18 protein-coding genes are annotated in these 18,885 nt (G+C 63.6%); 7 read left to right on the forward strand and 11 right to left on the reverse strand.

Annotation, left to right across the window (positions count from 1 at the left end):
* The first annotated feature begins 2 nt into the window (after positions 1-2).
* Complete coding sequence (gene dxs / locus NO357_RS10895; protein WP_306735700.1) at positions 3-1,931, forward strand: 1-deoxy-D-xylulose-5-phosphate synthase; 1,929 nt, start codon at positions 3-5, stop codon at positions 1,929-1,931.
* A 3-nt stretch (positions 1,932-1,934) separates the two neighbouring features.
* On the opposite strand, the gene NO357_RS10900 is transcribed toward dxs, so the two are convergent.
* From NO357_RS10900 to NO357_RS10940, 9 genes are all read right to left on the reverse strand, one after another.
* On the reverse strand, positions 1,935-2,726 hold the full coding sequence (locus NO357_RS10900; protein ID WP_306735701.1) for an ion transporter: 792 nt from the start codon (positions 2,724-2,726) through the stop codon (positions 1,935-1,937).
* 3 nt (positions 2,727-2,729) lie between these two features.
* Positions 2,730-3,584, reverse strand: coding sequence for an SDR family oxidoreductase (locus NO357_RS10905; RefSeq protein WP_306735702.1), 855 nt, complete (start codon positions 3,582-3,584; stop codon positions 2,730-2,732).
* A 170-nt stretch (positions 3,585-3,754) separates the two neighbouring features.
* Positions 3,755-4,645: an EamA family transporter RarD gene (gene rarD / locus NO357_RS10910; protein WP_306735703.1), complete on the reverse strand. Its 891-nt coding sequence runs from the start codon at positions 4,643-4,645 to the stop codon at positions 3,755-3,757.
* A gap of 61 nt (positions 4,646-4,706) precedes the next feature.
* Positions 4,707-7,154, reverse strand: a complete 2,448-nt coding sequence (locus NO357_RS10915) for a GcvT family protein (RefSeq protein ID WP_306735704.1) — start codon at positions 7,152-7,154, stop codon at positions 4,707-4,709.
* An 83-nt stretch (positions 7,155-7,237) separates the two neighbouring features.
* Positions 7,238-8,134 carry a homocysteine S-methyltransferase family protein gene (locus NO357_RS10920; protein ID WP_306735705.1) on the reverse strand — a complete coding sequence of 299 codons (897 nt, stop codon included), beginning with the start codon at positions 8,132-8,134 and terminating at the stop codon, positions 7,238-7,240.
* Positions 8,131-10,581: a GcvT family protein gene (locus tag NO357_RS10925; protein ID WP_306735706.1), complete on the reverse strand. Its 2,451-nt coding sequence runs from the start codon at positions 10,579-10,581 to the stop codon at positions 8,131-8,133. The genes NO357_RS10920 and NO357_RS10925 overlap by 4 nt, the downstream gene beginning before the upstream one ends.
* Before the next feature lie 60 nt (positions 10,582-10,641).
* Positions 10,642-11,022, reverse strand: a complete 381-nt coding sequence (locus NO357_RS10930) for a GFA family protein (RefSeq protein WP_306735707.1) — start codon at positions 11,020-11,022, stop codon at positions 10,642-10,644.
* Positions 11,023-11,033: 11 nt separating this feature from the next.
* Positions 11,034-11,603, reverse strand: coding sequence for a helix-turn-helix domain-containing protein (locus NO357_RS10935; RefSeq protein WP_306735708.1), 570 nt, complete (start codon positions 11,601-11,603; stop codon positions 11,034-11,036).
* A gap of 200 nt (positions 11,604-11,803) precedes the next feature.
* Positions 11,804-12,976, reverse strand: coding sequence for a thiolase family protein (locus NO357_RS10940; RefSeq protein WP_306735709.1), 1,173 nt, complete (start codon positions 12,974-12,976; stop codon positions 11,804-11,806).
* Between the two features lie 117 nt (positions 12,977-13,093).
* Between NO357_RS10940 and NO357_RS10945 the strand changes: the two genes are divergently transcribed.
* The 4 genes from NO357_RS10945 (at position 13,094) to NO357_RS10960 (ending at position 16,190) form a co-directional block, all read left to right on the forward strand.
* Positions 13,094-13,432, forward strand: coding sequence for an STAS domain-containing protein (locus tag NO357_RS10945; protein WP_306735710.1), 339 nt, complete (start codon positions 13,094-13,096; stop codon positions 13,430-13,432).
* Positions 13,433-13,463: 31 nt separating this feature from the next.
* Complete coding sequence (locus NO357_RS10950) at positions 13,464-13,955, forward strand: ATP-binding protein (RefSeq protein ID WP_306735711.1); 492 nt, start codon at positions 13,464-13,466, stop codon at positions 13,953-13,955.
* A gap of 270 nt (positions 13,956-14,225) precedes the next feature.
* Entirely contained in the window at positions 14,226-15,803 is a 1,578-nt protein-coding gene (locus NO357_RS10955) for a gamma-glutamyltransferase family protein (RefSeq protein ID WP_306735712.1), read from the forward strand.
* A gap of 3 nt (positions 15,804-15,806) precedes the next feature.
* The gene (locus NO357_RS10960) at positions 15,807-16,190 is read left to right on the forward strand and encodes a rhodanese-like domain-containing protein (protein ID WP_306735713.1); all 384 of its coding nucleotides are present in this window, start codon (positions 15,807-15,809) and stop codon (positions 16,188-16,190) included.
* 45 nt (positions 16,191-16,235) lie between these two features.
* On the opposite strand, the gene hspQ is transcribed toward NO357_RS10960, so the two are convergent.
* Complete coding sequence (hspQ, locus tag NO357_RS10965; RefSeq protein WP_306735714.1) at positions 16,236-16,562, reverse strand: heat shock protein HspQ; 327 nt, start codon at positions 16,560-16,562, stop codon at positions 16,236-16,238.
* 85 nt (positions 16,563-16,647) lie between these two features.
* Here hspQ and NO357_RS10970 point away from each other — a divergent pair, with 85 nt between their 5' ends.
* Both NO357_RS10970 and NO357_RS10975 read left to right on the forward strand, forming a co-directional pair.
* Positions 16,648-17,541 carry an AEC family transporter gene (locus tag NO357_RS10970; protein WP_306735715.1) on the forward strand — a complete coding sequence of 298 codons (894 nt, stop codon included), beginning with the start codon at positions 16,648-16,650 and terminating at the stop codon, positions 17,539-17,541.
* A gap of 53 nt (positions 17,542-17,594) precedes the next feature.
* Positions 17,595-18,179, forward strand: coding sequence for a transglycosylase SLT domain-containing protein (locus NO357_RS10975; protein WP_306735716.1), 585 nt, complete (start codon positions 17,595-17,597; stop codon positions 18,177-18,179).
* 18 nt (positions 18,180-18,197) lie between these two features.
* Here the strand turns inward: NO357_RS10975 and NO357_RS10980 are convergent, their stop codons facing one another.
* Positions 18,198-18,800 carry a LolA family protein gene (locus tag NO357_RS10980; protein WP_306735717.1) on the reverse strand — a complete coding sequence of 201 codons (603 nt, stop codon included), beginning with the start codon at positions 18,798-18,800 and terminating at the stop codon, positions 18,198-18,200.
* Between the last annotated feature and the right edge of the window lie 85 nt (positions 18,801-18,885).

The raw sequence follows: 18,885 nt of genomic DNA on the forward strand, positions 1-18,885 counted from the left end.
CTATGGCAGACCGCCCGAATACTCCGTTGCTCGACACCGTGACCGTGCCGGCCGATCTTAAACGGCTGAGCGATGCGCAACTGCATCAACTGGCCGGGGAGCTGCGGGCCGAGACGATCTCGGCGGTGAGTGAGACCGGTGGGCATCTGGGCGCCGGTCTGGGGGTGGTGGAACTGACCGTCGCCTTGCACGCGGTGTTCGACGCGCCCAAGGACAAGATCATCTGGGACGTCAGTCACCAGTCTTATCCGCACAAGATCCTGACCGGGCGACGCGACCGGATAAGGACGCTGCGACAGAAAGGCGGTTTGAGCGGCTTCACCAAGCGGTCGGAAAGCCCGTATGACCCGTTCGGGACGGCGCATTCGTCCACGTCGATTTCCGCTGCGCTGGGATTTGCCGTGGCGCGCGACCTGGGCGGAGCCTGCCCCGAGGGGCTGGGCGATGCGATTGCCGTGATCGGTGACGGGGCGATGAGCGCCGGCATGGCTTTTGAGGCGCTGAACAATGCCGGGCACCTGGGCAAGCGGCTGATCGTCATCCTCAACGACAACGACATGAGCATCGCGCCGCCGGTCGGGGCGTTGTCGAGTTATCTCAGCCGGCTTTATGCCGAGGCTCCATTCCAGGAATTGAAAGCCGCGGCGAAAGGCGCGGTTTCGCTTTTGCCGGAGCCGTTCCGGGAAGGAGCCAAGCGGGCCAAAGAGATGCTGAAGGGCATGACGGTTGGCGGCACGTTGTTCGAGGAGCTGGGGTTTTCTTATGTCGGGCCGATCGACGGGCATGATTTCGATCAGCTTCTTCCGGTGCTTCGCACGGTCAAGCAGCGGGCGGCAGGACCGATCCTGATTCATGTTCTGACCAAGAAGGGCAAGGGTTTTGCCCCGGCCGAACGGGCCGACGACAAGGGCCACGCCACGGCGAAATTCGACGTGGTCACCGGCGAGCAGAAGACGGCGCCGTCGAACGCGCCGAGCTATACGTCGGTGTTCGGCCGGACGCTTGTCGAGTTGGCGGCGCAGGACGACAAGATCTGCGCGGTGACGGCGGCGATGCCGGACGGGACCGGGCTTTCGTTGATGGCTGAACGCTACCCCAGCCGCTGTTTCGACGTGAGTATTGCCGAGCAGCACGGCGTGACGTTTTGTGCTGGACTGGCGGCGGCGGGGATGAAACCGTTTTGCGCGATGTATTCGACGTTTTTGCAGCGCGGCTATGACCAGGTGGTGCATGATGTGGCGCTGCAGAACCTGCCGGTGCGGTTCGCGATTGACCGGGCTGGGCTGGTCGGCGCCGACGGGGCGACGCATGCCGGGGCGTTCGACATCGCCTATCTGGCCAACCTGCCGAACATGGTGGTGATGGCGGCAAGTGACGAGGCCGAACTGAAGCATATGGTGGCGACGGCGGCCGCCCATGACAGTGGCCCGATTGCCTTCCGCTATCCACGGGGCGAGGGCGTGGGAGTCGAGATGCCGGAGACGGCCGAAGCGCTTGAGATCGGCAAGGGCCGGATGGTGCGCGCTGGCAAGGGCGTGGCGATCCTGAGCTTCGGCACACGGCTGTCGGAGGTCATGAAGGCGGTCGAGGCGCTGGAGGCAAAAGGCATTTCGCCCAGCGTGGCGGATGCCCGCTTTGCCAAGCCACTGGACCGCGACCTGATCCTGAGCCTGGCGGCGGACCACGCGGCACTGATCACCATCGAGGAAGGCGTCGTCGGCGGATTTGGCAGCCATGTGGGGCAGCTTCTGGCCGATGAGGGCGTGTTCGACAGCGGTTTGAAATTTCGTTCGATGGTGCTGCCGGATGCGTTCATCGACCAGGCCAGCCCGGCTGAAATGTATGACGAAGCCGGTCTGAACGCCGCGGACATCGAGAAAAAGGTGCTCGATGTGCTGGGCGTGGCGCAGATCTCGGGCAAGCGGGCGTGAGCCCTATTTCGCCTGTTTAGAGACTGCTTTCTCCAGCGTGGACAGTTTGGCATCAAGCGCGTTGAGCCGTGCCAGCACCTCGTCGCGATAGGCGTCGGTGTTGGCGACGTCTTCCTCATGATGCGCCTCTTGCATCGAGTTGACGATGAGGCCGACGACGAGATTCAGCACGATGAAGGTGGTGGCGAGGATGAAGGGGACGAAAAAGGCCCAGGCATGCGGGTAAACCTCCATCACCGGTCGCACGATACCCATCGACCAGCTTTCCAGTGTCATGATCTGAAAGAGCGAATAGGCCGAGGCGCCGAGCGTGCCGAACCATTCCGGGAAGCTGTTGGCGAAGAGCTTGGTGGCAATGACCGCTCCGATGTAGAAGATCAGCCCCATCAGCAGGAAAACCGAACCCATGCCGGGCACGGCCCGCACGAAGCCTTCGACCACACGGCGTAGCGTGGGGGCGACCGAGATCATCCGCAGCACCCGCAGGATGCGCAGGGCCCGGAGCGCGGAGAAGCCCTGGCCTGCGGGAACCAGCGCGATACCGACGATCACGAAGTCGAACAGGTTCCAGCCGCTGCGGAAGAACCGGGGACCGAGCGCGATCAGCTTCAACGCCAGTTCGATGACGAAGATCGTGAGACACGCGACGTCGAGGGCGAGAATCAGCGGCCCGACCGCCTGCATCACTGCCTTCGAGGTCTCGAGCCCGAGGATGACCGCGTTGAACGCGATCACCGCGGTGATGAAATTGGTGAAACGGGGATGAGAGACAAGTGCTTCCACGGTCGCGCGCATCGGTCAGCCCTGCTCTTCGGCGAGGAGGGCGCGCAGGCCGTCACGATAGCTGGGATAGAGGAGCTTTACACCGAGCTCGTCGGTGATCCGGTCGTTTCGGACGCGTTTCGACTCGGCATAGAAGCTGCGGGCCATCGGGGTCATCTCGGCGGTGGCGTAGTCCTCCTCTGGCGGTAGATCGACGCCGAGGAGTTCCGCGGCATAGGACAGAACGTCCTGCGGCGGGGCGGGATCGTTGTCGCAGACATTGTAGATGGCGCCCGGGTTGGGGCGTTCGATCGAGGCCAATAGCACCTGCGCAATATCGTCGACATGGATGCGTGAGAAGACCTGGTTTTCCTTGATAATGCGCCGGGCGGTGCCGCGGCGGACCTTGGCAAAGGGGCCTCGGCCGGGGCCATAAATGCCGGCGAGGCGGAAGATATGCAGCGGCAGGCCTTGCTCCTGCCATTGCGCCTCGGCCTTGACGCGGTGGTGGCCGCGTTTGGTGGCGGGTGTGAGCGGTGTGCTCTCATCGACCCAGTTGCCCTGGTGGTCGCCATAAACTCCGGTGGTGGAGAGATAGCCGACCCATTCGAGGTTAGGCAAAAGTTCAGCCATGTTAGAGCCTAGTTCCGCGATCACCGGGTCGCCATTTTCGTCCGGCGCGGCGGAGAGCAGCAGGTGAGTGGCCTCGCGCAGCGCAGGCCGTGGGTCGGACCCGGGCCAGAGCACGGGAGTGACGCCCGCGGCCTGCAGGGCAGCAAATTTCGCGGGATTGCGGGTGGTGCCGATAAGGCGCCAGCCCCGCGGGCCGAGGAGGCGGGCGAGAGCAGCCGCGGAGAAGCCATGGCCGAAGGTGAAGAGCGTCTTTGTCATGCAGCACTAACTGCGCTGTGCCGGAGCGGTTTTCAAGGGTGACGGGCCGCCCCCTCCGGAGAGCGCCCGCCCACCCACCCCGCTCTCCGGAGGGGGCTTGGACTGAAACCGATGGGTCCGGACCTGGCGGAGCGGTTGCTAGAGTATTTCTGGCAAGATGAAGAGGGGGGTCACCCTGCGCGGCGGAGTTGGCGCAGCATGGCGACGGTGTAGAGCACGAGCGCGGCCCAGATCATCGGGAAAGCGATCATGCGGGCGGTGCCGAAGGGTTCGCCGAAGACGAAGACGCCGATGAGCATGATCATGGTTGGCGCAATGTATTGCAGGATACCGATGGTCGAGAGCCGCAGCCGCTTGGCCCCGTTGGCATAGAGCAGAAGCGGCACCGCGGTGGCGACGCCGCCGGCGAGGAGCAACGCGGTGTTGTACCCCCCGGTGGCGAAGAAATGTCCCTGCCCCGTGACAGCGAGCCAGAGAATGTAGCCGAGCGCCAGCGGGGTCAGGATGAGGATTTCCAGCAGGAACCCCTGATTGGGTCCGATGGGCAGAGTGCGTTTGAAAAAAGCATAAAAGCCCCAACTGAGCGTGAGTCCGAGTGCGGCCCAGGGAAGGGTGCCGGATTCGAAAGTGAGCACCAGCACCGCCAAGGCGGCAAGCACGATGGCGAGTTTCTGCAGCGGCAGGAGACGTTCGCCGAGCAGCACAGCGCCCAGGAAGATCGAAAACAGTGGATTGATGTAATAGCCGAGGGCGGCGTCGAGCGCGCGGTCTTCGGCGATGGACCAGACATAGATCCCCCAGTTGACCGAGACGAGGGCGGCGGTGACGCAGCCCATGGCGAGCATCCGCGGGGTGCTGAGCGCGGTGCGGATGTCGGCGGTGCGACCCATCAGGATCAGGACGCCGCCGGCAATCGGCAGCGACCACAGGATGCGGTGGGCGACGACCTCGGCCGCGGGGATATGCGACAATGCCTTGAGATAGAGCGGCAGGAAGCCCCAGAACCCGTAGGCGCCGAGCGCGAAGGCGAGCCCTTGGGGCGTGTCGCGGTTGTCCTGCATGGCGCCGTGTCTCCTCCGCCTCCGCATATCGTGGGACGGGCGGATGTTCCAGTCGTGGCGATCAGGCCCTGGTGCGTTCGGCCTTGGGATCGTAGAGCGGCTTGAGCGAAGCCTGCGCAGGCACACGGGTGCCCATCACGTCGATCTCGTAGGATGACGCGAGGAGTTGCGCGGCGGTTTCGCCTTGGCAGGGAACGTAGCCCATGCCGACCGCCGCACCGAGGTGATGACCGTAGGCGCCCGACGACAGGTAGCCCACGATCTCGCCGTCCCGCAGGAGCGGTTCGTTGTGATAGAGCAGCGGTTCGGGATCGTTGAGCAGGAACTGGACCATCCGGGTCTTGGGGCCGGTGTCCTTGCGGGCGGCGACGGCGGCCTTGCCGATGAAATCAGGCTTGGTGAGGTCGACGGCGAAGCCGAGGCCGGCATCGATCACGTTATCCTCGGGTGTGATGTCGTGGCCGAAATGGCGGAAAGCCTTTTCGATGCGGCAACTGTCCATCATGTGCATGCCGCAGAGTTTGAGGCCGAGGTCCTGTCCCGCCTCCCAGAGGGTTTCGAACGCATGGGCGGCCATGTCGGTGCCGACGTAGATCTCCCAGCCAAGCTCGCCGACGTAGGAGACGCGGTGGGCGCGGGCCAGGCCCATGCCGAGCTCGATGTCCTGGGCGGTCCCGAAAGGGTTCGCCCGGTTCGAGAAATCGTTGGGCGAGACCTTTTGCAGCAAACTGCGGGCGTTGGGACCCATGACGGCGAGGACGCCTTCGGCGGCGGTCATGTCGGTGATTGTGACCCTATCAGTGCCCAGATGACGCCGGAGGCGGGTTTCGTCTGCCAGCTGCGTCGCCGCCGGGGTGACCACGAGATAGGCGGTCTCGGAGAGGCGGGTGACGGTGATGTCGGCCTCGATCCCACCGCCCGTGTTCAGCATCTGGGTATAGACGATCTTGCCGGTGGGCACGCTCATGTTGGCGCCGGACAGACGGTTGAGGAAGTGTTCCGCATCGGCCCCTTCGATACGGAGCTTGCCGAAGCTCGACATGTCGTACATCCCGACATTTTCGCGCACCGCCTTGTGTTCGCGGGCGGCGTTTTCGAACCAGTTCTGGCGCTTCCAAGAGTAGCGGTAGTCCCGTTCCTGCCCGTCATCGGCGAACCAGTTGGCGCGCTCCCAGCCAGCGAGTTCACCGAACACGGCGCCCTGTGCCTTGAGGTGTTCGTGAAACGGTGTGCGGCGGATACCGCGGGCGGTGGCTTTCTGACGATAGGGAAAGTGATCGGCGTAAAGAAGGCCGAGCGTTTCTTTCGAGCGTTCGAAAAGATAGGTCTTATTGCCCTGGAAGGGTTGCATCCGGGCGATGTCGACATCGCCGAGGTCGAAGGGTTTTTCGCCGCTGTCCATCCAGAGGCTGAGGGCGTGGCCGGCGCCGCCGGCGGACTGGATACCGATCGAATTGAAGCCGGTGGCAACCCAGACATTGTCCGTGCCCGGCGCAAGGCCGAGGTGATAGGCATCGTCGGGCGTGAACGACTCCGGGCCGTTGAAAAAGGTGTGGATGCCGGCCTCGGCCAGCATCGGCATGCGATTGACGGCCATTTCGAGGATTGGCTCGAAATGGTCGAAATCTTCTGGGAGCTGGTCGAATTCGAAGTCTTTCGGGATGCCGTTCATGCCCCAGGGCTTAGAGACCGGCTCGAAGGCACCGAGCATGATCTTGCCGGCATCCTCCTTATAATAAGCGCATTCGTCCGGCACACGCAGGACGGGAAGCTGGGTCAGACCGGGGATCGGTTCGGACACGATGTAGAAGTGTTCGCAGGCATGCAGTGGCACGTTCACCCCGGCCATGCGGCCGACCTGATGGCCCCACATGCCGGCACAGTTGACGACTGCCTCGCAGGTGATGTGGCCCTGAGTGCCATCCTCGCTCTGCCAGTCGATGGCGGTCACGCGAGAGCCGTTCCTTGCAATGTTAGAGACGGAAACCCGCTCTTGCACCACGGCGCCGCGCTGCCGCGCGCCCTTGGCCAGCGCCAGCGCGATATTGGCGGGATCCGCCTGTCCGTCAGTCGGCAGCCAGACACCGCCGCTGACGCCGTCGATGTTGAGATGTTCGTAGCGGTCCTTGACGTCCTTCGGACTCAGCTCTTCGACCGGAACGCCGAAGGCGCGGGCCATGGCGGCGTTGCGGTAGAGCTCTTCAAGGCGCTCCTCGGTCAGGGCGACGGAGACGGAGCCGACCTGACGGAAGCCGGTGGCGACGCCGGTTTCAAGCTCGAGCCCGGTATAAAGCTCGGCCGAATAGCGGGCGAGCTTGGTCATGTTGGCGGTGGCGCGGAGCTGACCGATGAGACCCGCGGCGTGCCATGTCGTGCCCGAGGTAAGCTGTTTGCGTTCGAGCAGGACGACGTCGGTCCAGCCGAGTTTGGTCAGGTGATAGGCGACGGAGCAGCCAACGACGCCGCCGCCGATGATGACGACGCGGGCCTGGGTGGGAAGGTTGGGCATGACGTGGTTCCTTGGCGTATGTGGCGAGCCCGGGGGCGCTGCCCCCGGACCCCCGGGATATTTTCAGAAAGAGGAAGAAAAGGTCATGTGATGCTGTGGCCGGCGGCGCGGAGTTGGGTGTCGAGTTCGGCAATATGGGCGGGGCCGACCTCGCAGCAGCCGCCAACGATGGTGGCGCCCTGGTCGACCCAAGACAGGGCGAAGCTGGCATATTCGGCGGGGCCGAGATCGCGCCGGGCGGTGAGGGCCTCGACCGTGGGACTGTCTTCGAGGAAGGCTTCGGTGATGCGGGTGAAGCCGTTGGCATAGGCACCGAACGGGCGGCCGAAGGGAGCGATGAGCTTGAGAGCGGCGGCGATGGCTTCGGGGCGTGAGCAGTTGACAAGGACGGCGTCGGGCGCGAAGTCAGAGACGATTTGAGCAAGGTCAGAGACGGATTCACCGGAGCGCAGGCGGCTGCCGTCATCGTCCATTACCGTGACCGAGAGCCAAACCGGTTTGTCCGCCTCGGTGCAACCCAGAAGCGCGCCGTGGGCCTGGTCAACCGAGGCCGCGGTCTCGATCAGGAACAGATCGACACGGTCGCGCATCAGGCCAACCAGTTCGGCATAGAGCGGCGCGGCCTGAACCGGCGGCGGGCAGATATCTGGGCGGTAGGAAGCGCCGAGCGGACCAAGGGCGCCGGCGATTCGCCCCGACCCGTGGGCGGCGACGGCGGATTCGGCCTCGGTCAAGGCGAGGTCGATGAGCTGTTCGAAACGGTCTTCGAGCCCGGTTTTGACCAGGCGGTCGCGAAGGATGGCATAGGTGTTGGCGGTGGCGATGGTGGCGCCGGCCGCGAAATAGTCGCCATGGACGGTGCGCACCAAGCCGGGCTTTTCAATCATCACCGAGGTCGACCAGAGCGGCGTCGGCCGGTCGCCGGCGCGGTGTACCAGTTCCTGGCCGATGGAGCCGTCTAGGAGAGTGATTTCGGTCATGCGCGGAGCCTTTCGTTTTGCGGATCCCACAGCGGCTCGTCGGGCTGGACCATGGCCTTGTGGCGCTCGCCGTAGATTTCGACTTCGATTTCGGTTCCGGGCTTGGCGAGGTCGGTGCGGAGCATGCCCAAAGCCACGGATTTGTTCACCCGGTAGCCCCAGCCGCCCGAGGTCGTTTCGCCGACGATCTCTCCATCATGCCACAGGGTCGACATGTAGGGCGCATCCGCGTCGCCTGCGTCGACCACCAGGGTAACGAAGCGTTTTTTCACGCCCTGCTGTTTCTCGGCCAGGAGAGCGGCCTTGCCGGGGAAGTCCTGCGGCTTGTCGAATCGGATGAACCGGTCGAGCCCGCCTTCGAGCAGGGAGTAATCGGTGGATAAATCGCCTTTCCACGCGCGGTAGCCTTTTTCGAGCCGCAGGGCGTTCAGCGCCCACATGCCGAAGGGTTTGGCGCCGGCTTCGAGAACGGCATCGTAGATCGCGGGCAGATCGTCATTGTCGGCATGAATTTCCCAACCGAGCTCGCCGGCGAAGGAGACGCGCAGCAAAAGGACGTGTTTTCCTGCCACCCTGGCAGTCTGGCGAGACAGCCAGGGCGCGTTGAGATCAGCCTCGGAAAGGGTCGCGAGAAGTTCGCGCGACTTGGGGCCGGTCACGATCAATGTGCCGGTGCCGAGCGTATCGTCGGTCAATTCGAGACCGCTGTTTTCGGGTAGGTTAGAGACGAGATATTCGAAATCGTGCCATTGCGCGGTGCCGGCGGTGATGAGGGTGAAGAGTTCCTCGTCGTGGCGGATGATCGACATCTCGGTGAGGATGCGGCCGCGTTTATCGGGGAAATAGGCCAGGTTCATGCGGCCCACTTTCGGAAGCGCACCTGCGATGAGGCCGCGCAGCCATTCGGCGGCGCCATCGTTGCGCAGGGTGAAGCGCGAGAACCCGGGCAGGTCGAGGACACCGACGCCGTCGCGGACGGCTTCGCATTCCTCGCGGATGCGGGCCTCCCATGGGCCAGCGCGGTCCCAGGTGCGGGTTGCCTCTTCAGAGGTGTCGTCACCCGGCTGTGCAAACCAATTGGCGCGTTCCCAGCCGTTATAGGCGCCCATCTGGCCGCCGAGATCCTTGATGCGATCGTGCAGGGGCGACAGTTTCCGGTCGGCGCCCGCGGGCCAGCGTTTCCATGGGAAATGCATGCCGTATTCGTGGCCGTAGATCTCCATGCCCTTGGCGACGCAATAGTCGTGATCGGTGTAGTCGGTAAAACGGCGCGGGTCGCAGGACCACATGTCCCACTCGGTGCAGCCTTCGGTGATCCATTCGGCCAGCACCTTTCCGGCGCCGCCGCCCTGGGCGATGCCGAAGGTGAAGACGCAGGCCTCGAAGGCGTTGGGGACGCCGGGCATGGGACCGAGCAGCGGGTTGCCATCGGGGGCATAGGGGATCGGGCCGTTGATGATGCGGGAAATGCCGGCCGTGCCGGCGGCGGGCACGCGCTCCATGGCATCGGCGACGATATCGGCGATCCGGTCGAGGTCATCGGGGTAGAGCTGGAACGAGAAATCGTCCGGCAGGGGATCGTCGGGCGTGGCCCAATGGGCGCGGCAATTAGGCTCGTACGGGCCGATATTAATGCCGTTTTTCTCCTGCCGGAGGTAGTAGGACACATCGACGTCCCGCAGCAGCGGCAGCTTGTGGCCAACCTCTTTGGTCCAGGCTTCAAGCTCGGGGATCTGTTCCGTCAGCAGGTATTGGTGGCTCATCACCATCATCGGCACGGTGCGGCCGCCGAAGGGCTTGAACCATTCACCAACGCGCTGGGCATAGTAACCGGCGGCGTTGACCACGTATTCGGCGCGGATATCGCCTTTTTCGGTGTGAATGATCCACTCACCGTTTTCGCGGGAGACGCCCGTGGCCGGGGTGAAGCGGAGGATCTGGGCGCCCATGTCACGGGCGCCTTTGGCCAGCGCCTGAGTCAACTGGGCGGGGTCGATATCGCCATCGTTGGGGTCGTAAAGCGCGCCGGCGAGGTCGTGAGTTTCAAGGAAGGGATAGCGGGTCCTGGCCGCGTCGGGGGTGAGGATTTCAAGATCCATGCCCTGATAGAGCCCCATGCCCTTGGCGCGCTGGAATTCCTGCATCCGTTCCCTGGAATGCGCCAGGCGGATCGAGCCGGTGACGTGGTAGTTCATCGGGTAATCGACCTCGTCACCGAGGCGGGCGTAAAGCTCGGTCGAGTAACGCTGCATGTTCATGATCGACCAGGAGGTCGAGAAGGTAGGCACGTTGCCGGCGGCGTGCCAGGTCGAGCCGGCGGTGAGTTCGTTTTTCTCCAGCAGCACGCAGTCGCTCCAACCGGCCTTGGCAAGGTGGTAGAGCGACGAGGTGCCGACCACGCCGCCGCCGATGATGACGACGCGGGCGGTGGTGGGGATGTCGGGCATGAGATTACTCCTTTAGGTGGCGGCGATGTGCAGATTTCAGTCTCTAACACTGCGTATTCGTCACGTTTCGGATTTCGGCAGACCGTCGGCAATGTCGTAGTAGTCGCCCTTGTCGGCGGAGAAAATATGGCCGGACAGCTGTGTTCCGGTGGGGCTGTCGATTGCGCCCATGGCGACGGCGATTTCGCCGCGGCCGTGGCGTTTCCAGAACAGGAAAGAACCGCAACTTCGGCAGAACCCACGAGTGGCGATTTCCGAGGCATTGAACCATGTCACGTTGGCTTCGCCGCGGATCGTGACGCGGTCCATCGGCAGATCGGTTGATGCCCAGAAATGCCCGGATTGTTTCCGGCATTGCGAACAGTGGCAGGCGTTCGGCGGGGCCAATTCGCCTGCAATTGTGATCTGGACGGCGCCGCAGAGGCAGGACCCTTTGTGCATGCGATGCTCCTTCAATAGACCGGTGGGGCGATGACCCAAATCGCCACGGCCGGTTCGGCATAGGGGTTGGCCCAGCGGTAGGGCTCGCCGCGGAAGCGAAAGCTGTCGCCGGGGTGGAGGGTGAAGGTTCGAGCGGCGATCGTCAGGTCGAGCTTGCCGGAAATGATATAGCCGACTTCCTGAGTAGGGCGCTGTGTCGGCGTCTGCATGGCCGAGTTGGGCTGGAAAGTGGAATGGACCATCTCGAAATCGTCGGTTAGATCCGGGGACAGCAGTTCCTCGATCAGGCCCTCTTCGGAGGAGCCCATTGGGCGGCGGGCGTCGGCGCGGACGACATAGCCCTGTTCATGCGCCGGCGCGGCTGCATGGGCGAAGAGCATCGACATCGGTACGCCCAGTGCCGCGGCAATCTGGCGGAGATCGGAGATCGATGGGTCGGAGAGATCACGCTCGACCTGGCTGAGCCAGCCCACCGAGCGGCCCAGCGTCGCGGCGAGATCGGTCAGGGTCTGGCCACGCGACTTGCGCAAGGCCCGCAGATCGGCGCCGAGGGTGGTCGGGCTGGGTGGAGCGTGGTGCATGGGCTGGCCCGTGAAAAAATGCGGCTCAATTTCACGATGACTGAGTCGGGTGAAATTTCAAAGCAGTTTTTCACGCTTGGTTTCGGTCATGCGTCCGCCCTGGCCGTTGCGCGTGCGCACGGGCGGACGTGGGGGTTTCACACCCCCACACCCCCGTGGAGTATTTCGAGCAAGATGAAGGGTCGGGACCGGTGAGCCGGTCAGACACGTTCGATGGCGATGGCGGTGCCTTCGCCGCCGCCGATGCAGATGGCGGCGACGCCACGCTTCAGGTCGCGTTTCTCCAGCGCGTTCAGCAGCGTCACCATGATACGGGCGCCGGAGGCCCCGATCGGATGGCCCAGGGCGCAGGCCCCGCCGTTGACGTTGACGATGTCGCGCGGCAGGCCCAATTCGCGCATGAAGGCCATCGGCACCACGGCGAAAGCTTCGTTGACTTCCCAGAGGTCGACGTCGTTCTTGTCCCAGCCGAGCTTGTCGAGCAGTTTCCGCGCCGCCGGGATCGGCGCGGTGGGGAATTGCGACGGCGTCTGGGCGTGGGAGGCGTGGCCGAGGATTCGGGCGCGGATGTTGAGGCCCTCTGCCTCGGCATGGTCGCGTGACGACAGGACCAGCGCGGCCGCGCCATCGGAAATCGACGAGCTGTTGGCAGCCGTTACGGTGCCGTCCTTGCGGAAGGCGGGTTTCAGCATCGGGATCTTCTCGGGCCGGGCTTTGCCGGGCTGTTCGTCGGTTGTGATCACCTCTTCGCCATGGCGGGCATGAATGGTGAAGGGGGTGATTTCGTCTTCGAATGCGCCGGTACGTTCGGCGTCGAGCGCGTTTTCCAGCGAGGCGATGGCGTACTGATCCTGCTCTTCGCGGGTGAACTGGAAAGCCTCGGCGCAGTCCTCGGCGAAGGTGCCCATCAGGCGGCCCTTGTCATAGGCGTCTTCCAGCCCGTCGAGGAACATGTGGTCCTGCACGGTCTGGTGGCCGATGCGGGCGCCACTGCGCATCTTGGGCAGAAGGTAGGGCGCGTTTGACATCGATTCCATGCCACCGGCGAGCATTGTGGCGTTGTGGCCCAAAGCGATCTGGTCGAAGCCCATCATCGCGGTGCGCATGCCCGAGCCGCACATCTTGTTCAGGGTGGTGGCCGGCACCTCATCGCCCAGGCCACCCTTGAAGGCGGCCTGGCGCGCCGGGGCCTGGCCCTGGCCGGCGGGCAGCACGCAGCCCATCAGAACTTCCTCGACCGTGGTGACGCCGGCATCGGCCAGGGCGGTCCGAATGGCGGCGCCGCCGAGATCGGCCGCGGGCACGCCATCGAAGACACCTTGGAACCCGCCCATCGGTGTGCGGGATGCCCCGGCGATTACTACCTCTTTCATGGCCAATCCTCCATTGATGAGCCTGTGGCTTGCTGGTGCATGCATACCGAATGGTAAGGTTTGAGGTCTAGCCTGAGCGCGCGACATTCGTACTTTTACGGCACGCTAGGAGAGGCGATGAACCTGAACAGCAGGGATGACGGTGATTTTCAGGTGATTGCGGTGCATGAGCCGCGAATTGATGCGGCTGTTGCCATCCGCTTCAAGGATCGTATGCGCGAATTGGCGGCGGCTGGCGCGCCGCATGTGGTGCTGGATCTGAGCGAGGTGGGATTTATCGATTCGAGCGGGCTGGGTGCCATCGTGGCGGCGATGAAGCAGCTTGGTCCGACGCGACGGCTGGATCTTGCCGGGCTGACACCGGCGGTCGACCGGGTGTTTCGCCTGACTCGCATGGATTCGGTGTTCACCATTTATGACAGCCTGGCCGACGCGCAAGCCGTTTACTCGGGCTGAGCGGCCGACTGACCGAGACGGGGAACCGATCATGCCGTCCACAGTCGCAGAAGAGGCCGTAGACCAGAAGATCCGCGATGCTTTCACCGGTGGCGAGCGGGACGTCCGCGCAGCGCTCTTTCGATTGACGCAGGCGCTTGCGCCGATGCGGCTGAGCGAGGAGGAGACGGGGACGGTCGAACTGGTGCTCGGCGAGGTTCTGAACAACGTGGTGGAACATGCCTATGGGTCTACGGCCACCGGCGATATTCGACTCAGTTGTCGACGGACGGACCGCGGCCTGTCCTTTTGCGTGTTCGACGGCGGGCAAGCGCTGCCCGGTCGATGTCTGCCACCGGGGGCACCGCCGGACACCGACGTGGCGCGCGAGAACCTGCCCGAAGGCGGGTTTGGCTGGTTCCTGGTGAAGTCGCTGACCACAGAACTCCGCTATACCAGGCGGGGTGGCTGCAACGTGCTCCGGTTTTCGATTCCGCTTGGGCCGGCCCGCGCCGGTGGTGCGAGTGGCACGGTCCTGGGTTGACTATGTCTTGCACCATGCCGCGAAAGCGCTGCAAACAATCTTTGAATCGCCACATTGCCTTCCCATTGGCGCCCGAATCCAACCGCATAACAAAAGGGTAGCTGCATATGGCTTCCCTCGGCGCCGCGTGTTAACAGCCCCCACCCAGTGCGTGGCGCCGAGGTTTCTCTTCCCGAAAATCGAAATCAACCAACCGGAACGCAACGGCCGGATTGGCTTTCCTGCGTCCGGGGCATAGTGTCCGCCTCGAAACGATCAGGGGAGCACCAGATGCGCGATTTTCATTTTCCCGGGCGGTCGTCCGTTCTGGCAGCCGATGGCATGTGCGCCACGTCGCATCCGCTGGCGGCGAAAGCGGCGGTCGACGTCCTGCAGGCGGGCGGCAATGCGATGGATGCGGCGATCGCCGGGGCGGTGCTGCTGGGGATCTGTGAGCCACAGATGACCGGGATCGGCGGAGATTGCTTCGTGCTGTTCAAGCCGGCCGGGAGCGAGGAGATCAAGGCCTTGAATGGCTCGGGCCGGGCGCCGGCGGCGGCGAGCGCGGCAGCACTGCGCGACAAGGGGCACGAGACCGTGCCGCTTTATGGCCCCGAAGCGGTGACGATCCCGACCGCAGTGGATGCATTCTGCCGGCTGAACGCAGATTGGGGCAAGCTGGGGCTGGACCAGGTGCTGGCGCCGACAATCCACTATGCCGAGGCAGGAGTACCTGTGGCGCCGCGGGTGGCTTTCGACTGGCCGAAGGCCGGTGAGGCGTTGTCTGGACACGGGCGGAAACACTACATGATCGAAGGTGCGCCGGGTCGCGTCGGCCAGACCTTCCGAGCGCCGGGTCAGGCCGAAGTGCTGCGCCGGATCGCCGCACAGGGTCGCGATGGCTTTTACACCGGTGAAGTGGCCGAGGACATGGTGGCCGAGCTGCGGGCGCGTGGCGGGGTGCATACGCTCGACGATTTCGCGAGCGCCGAGAGTTTCTATAGCGAGCCGGTCAGCGGTGACTACAAGGGCACGGAGCTGGTCGAGCATCCGCCTAACGGCCAAGGGACAACCGCGATCCTGATGCTGAACATTCTGCGCCAGTTCGATCTGGCCGGGATGGAACCTTTAGGGGCGGAGCGTGCCCATATCGAGGCCGAGGCGGCGAAGCTGGCCTATGATGCGCGCAACCGCTTTATTGCCGACCCGGATCACACGGTGCGGCTTGAGCATATGCTGAGCCTGGAGACGGCGAAACGGCTGGCGGCGTTGATCGACCCGAAACGGGCGATGGCGGCGGCCAAGCCGGTGAGCGAGGCGGTGCACAAGGACACGATCTATATCACCGTCGTCGACAAGGACCGGATGGCGGTGAGCCTGATCTATTCGATCTACCACGGGTTTGGCAGCGGTATTGCCAGTGAGAAGTTCGGCATCCTGTTCCAGAACCGCGGCGCCGGGTTCAGCCTGGAAGACGGCCACCCGAACGAGATGGGCGGGGGAAAGCGGCCGATGCACACGATCATTCCCGGCATGCTGAAGCGTGCCGGCAAGGTGCTGATGCCCTTCGGGGTGATGGGCGGGGCCTATCAGCCCAACGGCCACGCGCGGCTGGTCACCAACATGATCGACTATGGGCTCGACGTGCAGGATGCACTGGACGCACCGCGGAGCTTCTCGGACGCGGGTAAGATGAACGTCGAACGCGGCTACTCCGACACCGTCCGTGCCGAACTGGCCGAGATGGGGCATGACGTCGTGGTGCCCGACGGGCCGCTCGGCGGCGGGCAGGCGATCGTGATCCGCGAGGATGGGATTCTGGAAGGCGGATCCGATCCGCGTAAGGACGGCATTGCATTGGGGTATTGAGAGATGGGCATAACACCTGTGAAACAGCTGGTCGCAAGGGCCAAGGAGCAGATCACTTCGATCGCGACCGACGAGGCGCAGGCGCGGGCTGAGTCTGGGGAGGTCCTGCTGGTCGATATCCGTGATCCGCGCGAGCTGTCGCGCGACGGCCGGATCCCCGGAGCGTTTCATGCGCCGCGCGGGATGCTGGAATTCTGGATTGACCCGATGAGCCCCTATCACAAGCAGGCTTTGGCGACTGACAAGACGCTAGTGCTGTTTTGCGCCAGCGCCTGGCGGTCGGCGCTGTCGGTGAAGGCGCTGCAGGAAATGGGGGTGGAGAACATCGCCGAGATGGAAGGCGGGTTCTCGGCCTGGAAAAAGGAAGAACGGCCGGTCGAGTTGTGACCAGTCAGCCGATGGCGCAGGATGCGTCGCTAAACGCGCCTTCGGTCAGTTCAGTTGGAAATGCAGCGGATATTGGCCGTCTTCGAACGGGCCGAAGAGGTCGGAGATATCCGGATGATCCACCGGCTCGCCGGAATAGTCGACGACGAGGTTCTGCTCGCTTACGTAGGCGACATAGTAGCTTTGATCGTTCTCGGCGAGCAGATGGTAGAAGGGTTGTTTCTTGGCCGGGCGCGACTCTTCGGGAATCGCGTCATACCACTCCTCGGTGTTGCTGAATTCGGGATCGACATCAAAAATCACGCCGCGAAACGGATGTTTGCGGTGCCGGACCACTTGGCCCAGATGATATTTTGCGTGCGTCTTCAGCATCGTGTAACAGCCCCTGAAACAGCACTTTAAAGCCTTTGAGGGGGGAATGTCCATTTCCCCAGGGCCGGAAATCGGGAAACAGTCTGTGAACCTAGTTTTGACAGTGCTCGAGATCGTGGCGCCAGTTTTCGCGCTGGCCGCCATCGGTTTTGCGTGGGAGCGCGCGGGGATCGAATACCGGGTTCAGTTTGTCACCCAGTTGGCGATGACGCTGGCGACGCCCTGCCTGATTTTCACCGCGCTGATGCAGGCCGAAGTGGCCCCAGAAGCGCTGACGGCGATGACGTTGGCATCGGTCACGGCGCATCTGGTGATGCTGGCGATTGCCTGGCTGTTACTGAAGTTGGCAGGGTTGGAAATGCGGACCTTCCTGGGGCCATTCGTCTTTGGCAATACCGGTAATCTGGGTCTGCCGCTGGCGTTGTTTGCCTTCGGGGCCGAGGGGCTGAGCCTGGGGATCGTGTTTTTCGCGGTGTCAGCAATATTCGTCTTTACGTTGGGTTTGGCCTTGGTCGCGGGTCAGGGCGGTTGGGGCAAAGTGCTGCGCGAGCCGATCGTCTGGGCGACGGTGTTGGGTGCGGCGTTCCTGTGGAATGGCTGGGAGACACCGGTTTTCGTCACTAACACGCTGGAACTGGTGGGCCAGATGGCGATTCCGATGATGCTGATCACGCTCGGCGTGGCGCTGGCGCGGTTGAGCGCGCGGAACGTCAGACGGGCGGTTCAGTTGGCGCTGGTCAAGCTGGGGCTGGGTTTTGCCGTGGGTTGGGGCGTGGGGCTGGGCTTCGGGTTGACCGGCGCGGTGTTTGCCGTGCTGGTGCTGCAGATGAGCACGCCGGTGCCGGTGACGACCTACCTGCTGGCCGAGAAGTATGGCCGGGATGGTGGTGCGGATGCAGGTGCCGTGGCGGGGCTGGTTGTGGTCTCGACGCTGATTTCAGTACTGGCGCTGCCGGTGATTCTGGGAATTCTGCTTTAGCCTGAAGCCGAAAACAGGTAAAATGTGTCTAAACAAAAAAGCGAGAGGCAGGAATGAGCAGACCCCTTCGCGCCCTGATGATTTTGACACTGCTGGTTCTCGCGGGCTGCGGGTCGCGCGACTATACGCCGCCGCGGGAGTTCGACAACGCCTGCAGCATCCTGAAAGACCGCAGGCATTACGCCCGAGCTTTCCGCGCCACGGAGCGCAAGTGGAACGTACCGGTGCACGTGCAGATGGCGACGATTTATCAGGAGAGCAAGTTCAAAGCCGACGCCCGCACCCCGTTTCGCTGGGTGATCGGGGTGATCCCGATGGGCCGGCAATCGAGTGCTTTTGGCTATGCCCAGGCGCTGGACGCGACCTGGAAGGAATACCAGCGTGCCACCGGCAGTCCCGGCGCGAAGCGCGACGATATCCGTGATGCTGCCGATTTCATGGGCTGGTACATGAACACCACGCGCGAGCGCAACGGTATAGCGCTGGATGACGCCCGCAACCAGTATCTCGCCTATCATGAGGGGCACACGGGCTATGCCCGCGGCAGCTATCGCAGCAAGGCCTGGCTGATGCGGATTGCGGGCGAAGTCGGGGCGCGGTCCAAGACCTATGAGGCGCAGCTCAGGACGTGCCGGTAGCTGCGTTGCGAGCCGGTATCACCGCTCGAAACGCTTGGTGTTGGCGTCGATGCTGAACAGGGTGTAGGGAAAGCTGCCGCCCTTTTTCAGCTCGCCCAGAACCACGGTGGTCGAGGATCCGGAATCGTCGTTGATGATCCACTGGCGCAGCTCGACCGGGTTGGCGGTGAACTTGAGCTGGATGTTGCCGTATTCGGGGTGCTCGGGATCCTGCGCCGTCACGGTGGTGGCGGTTCCGTCATAGGAGTGGCCCACCACCATGTTGGTGCGGCCCAAATCGACGTTCTTGGCCAGGATGATCTTGAGCGGGGTCTTGTTGAGGGGATAGGTTTCCGGACCCTGGTTGGTTTTCGGGTCGAAGATCGCCACCGCCCCCGCGGAGGCCAGCACGAGGGTCTGTTCCGGTGGATTATATTCGAAGCGGATCTTGCCGGGGCGGGCGATATAGATCGTGCCGGTCGAGATGGTGCCGTCATCATTGATCTGGGTGAAGGCGCCCTTGGCCGTTTGCATCCCGTTGAGATATGTCGAGATCGCATTCAGCGACAGCTTGTCGGCCATGGCGGGCATGGCCAGCGCAAGGGTTGTGGCCGTGGCCAGGATCAGGCGGGGCAGTTTCATAAACTCGGACCTCGTGCGGTTTTTTGTCGGTCTAGCCGATTACATAAGTGCAGCCTGCCGCAAACCCAATTGATAGGCGATAACA

The organism is Marimonas arenosa, assembly GCF_030848945.1.
Classification (GTDB): domain Bacteria; phylum Pseudomonadota; class Alphaproteobacteria; order Rhodobacterales; family Rhodobacteraceae; genus Marimonas; species Marimonas arenosa.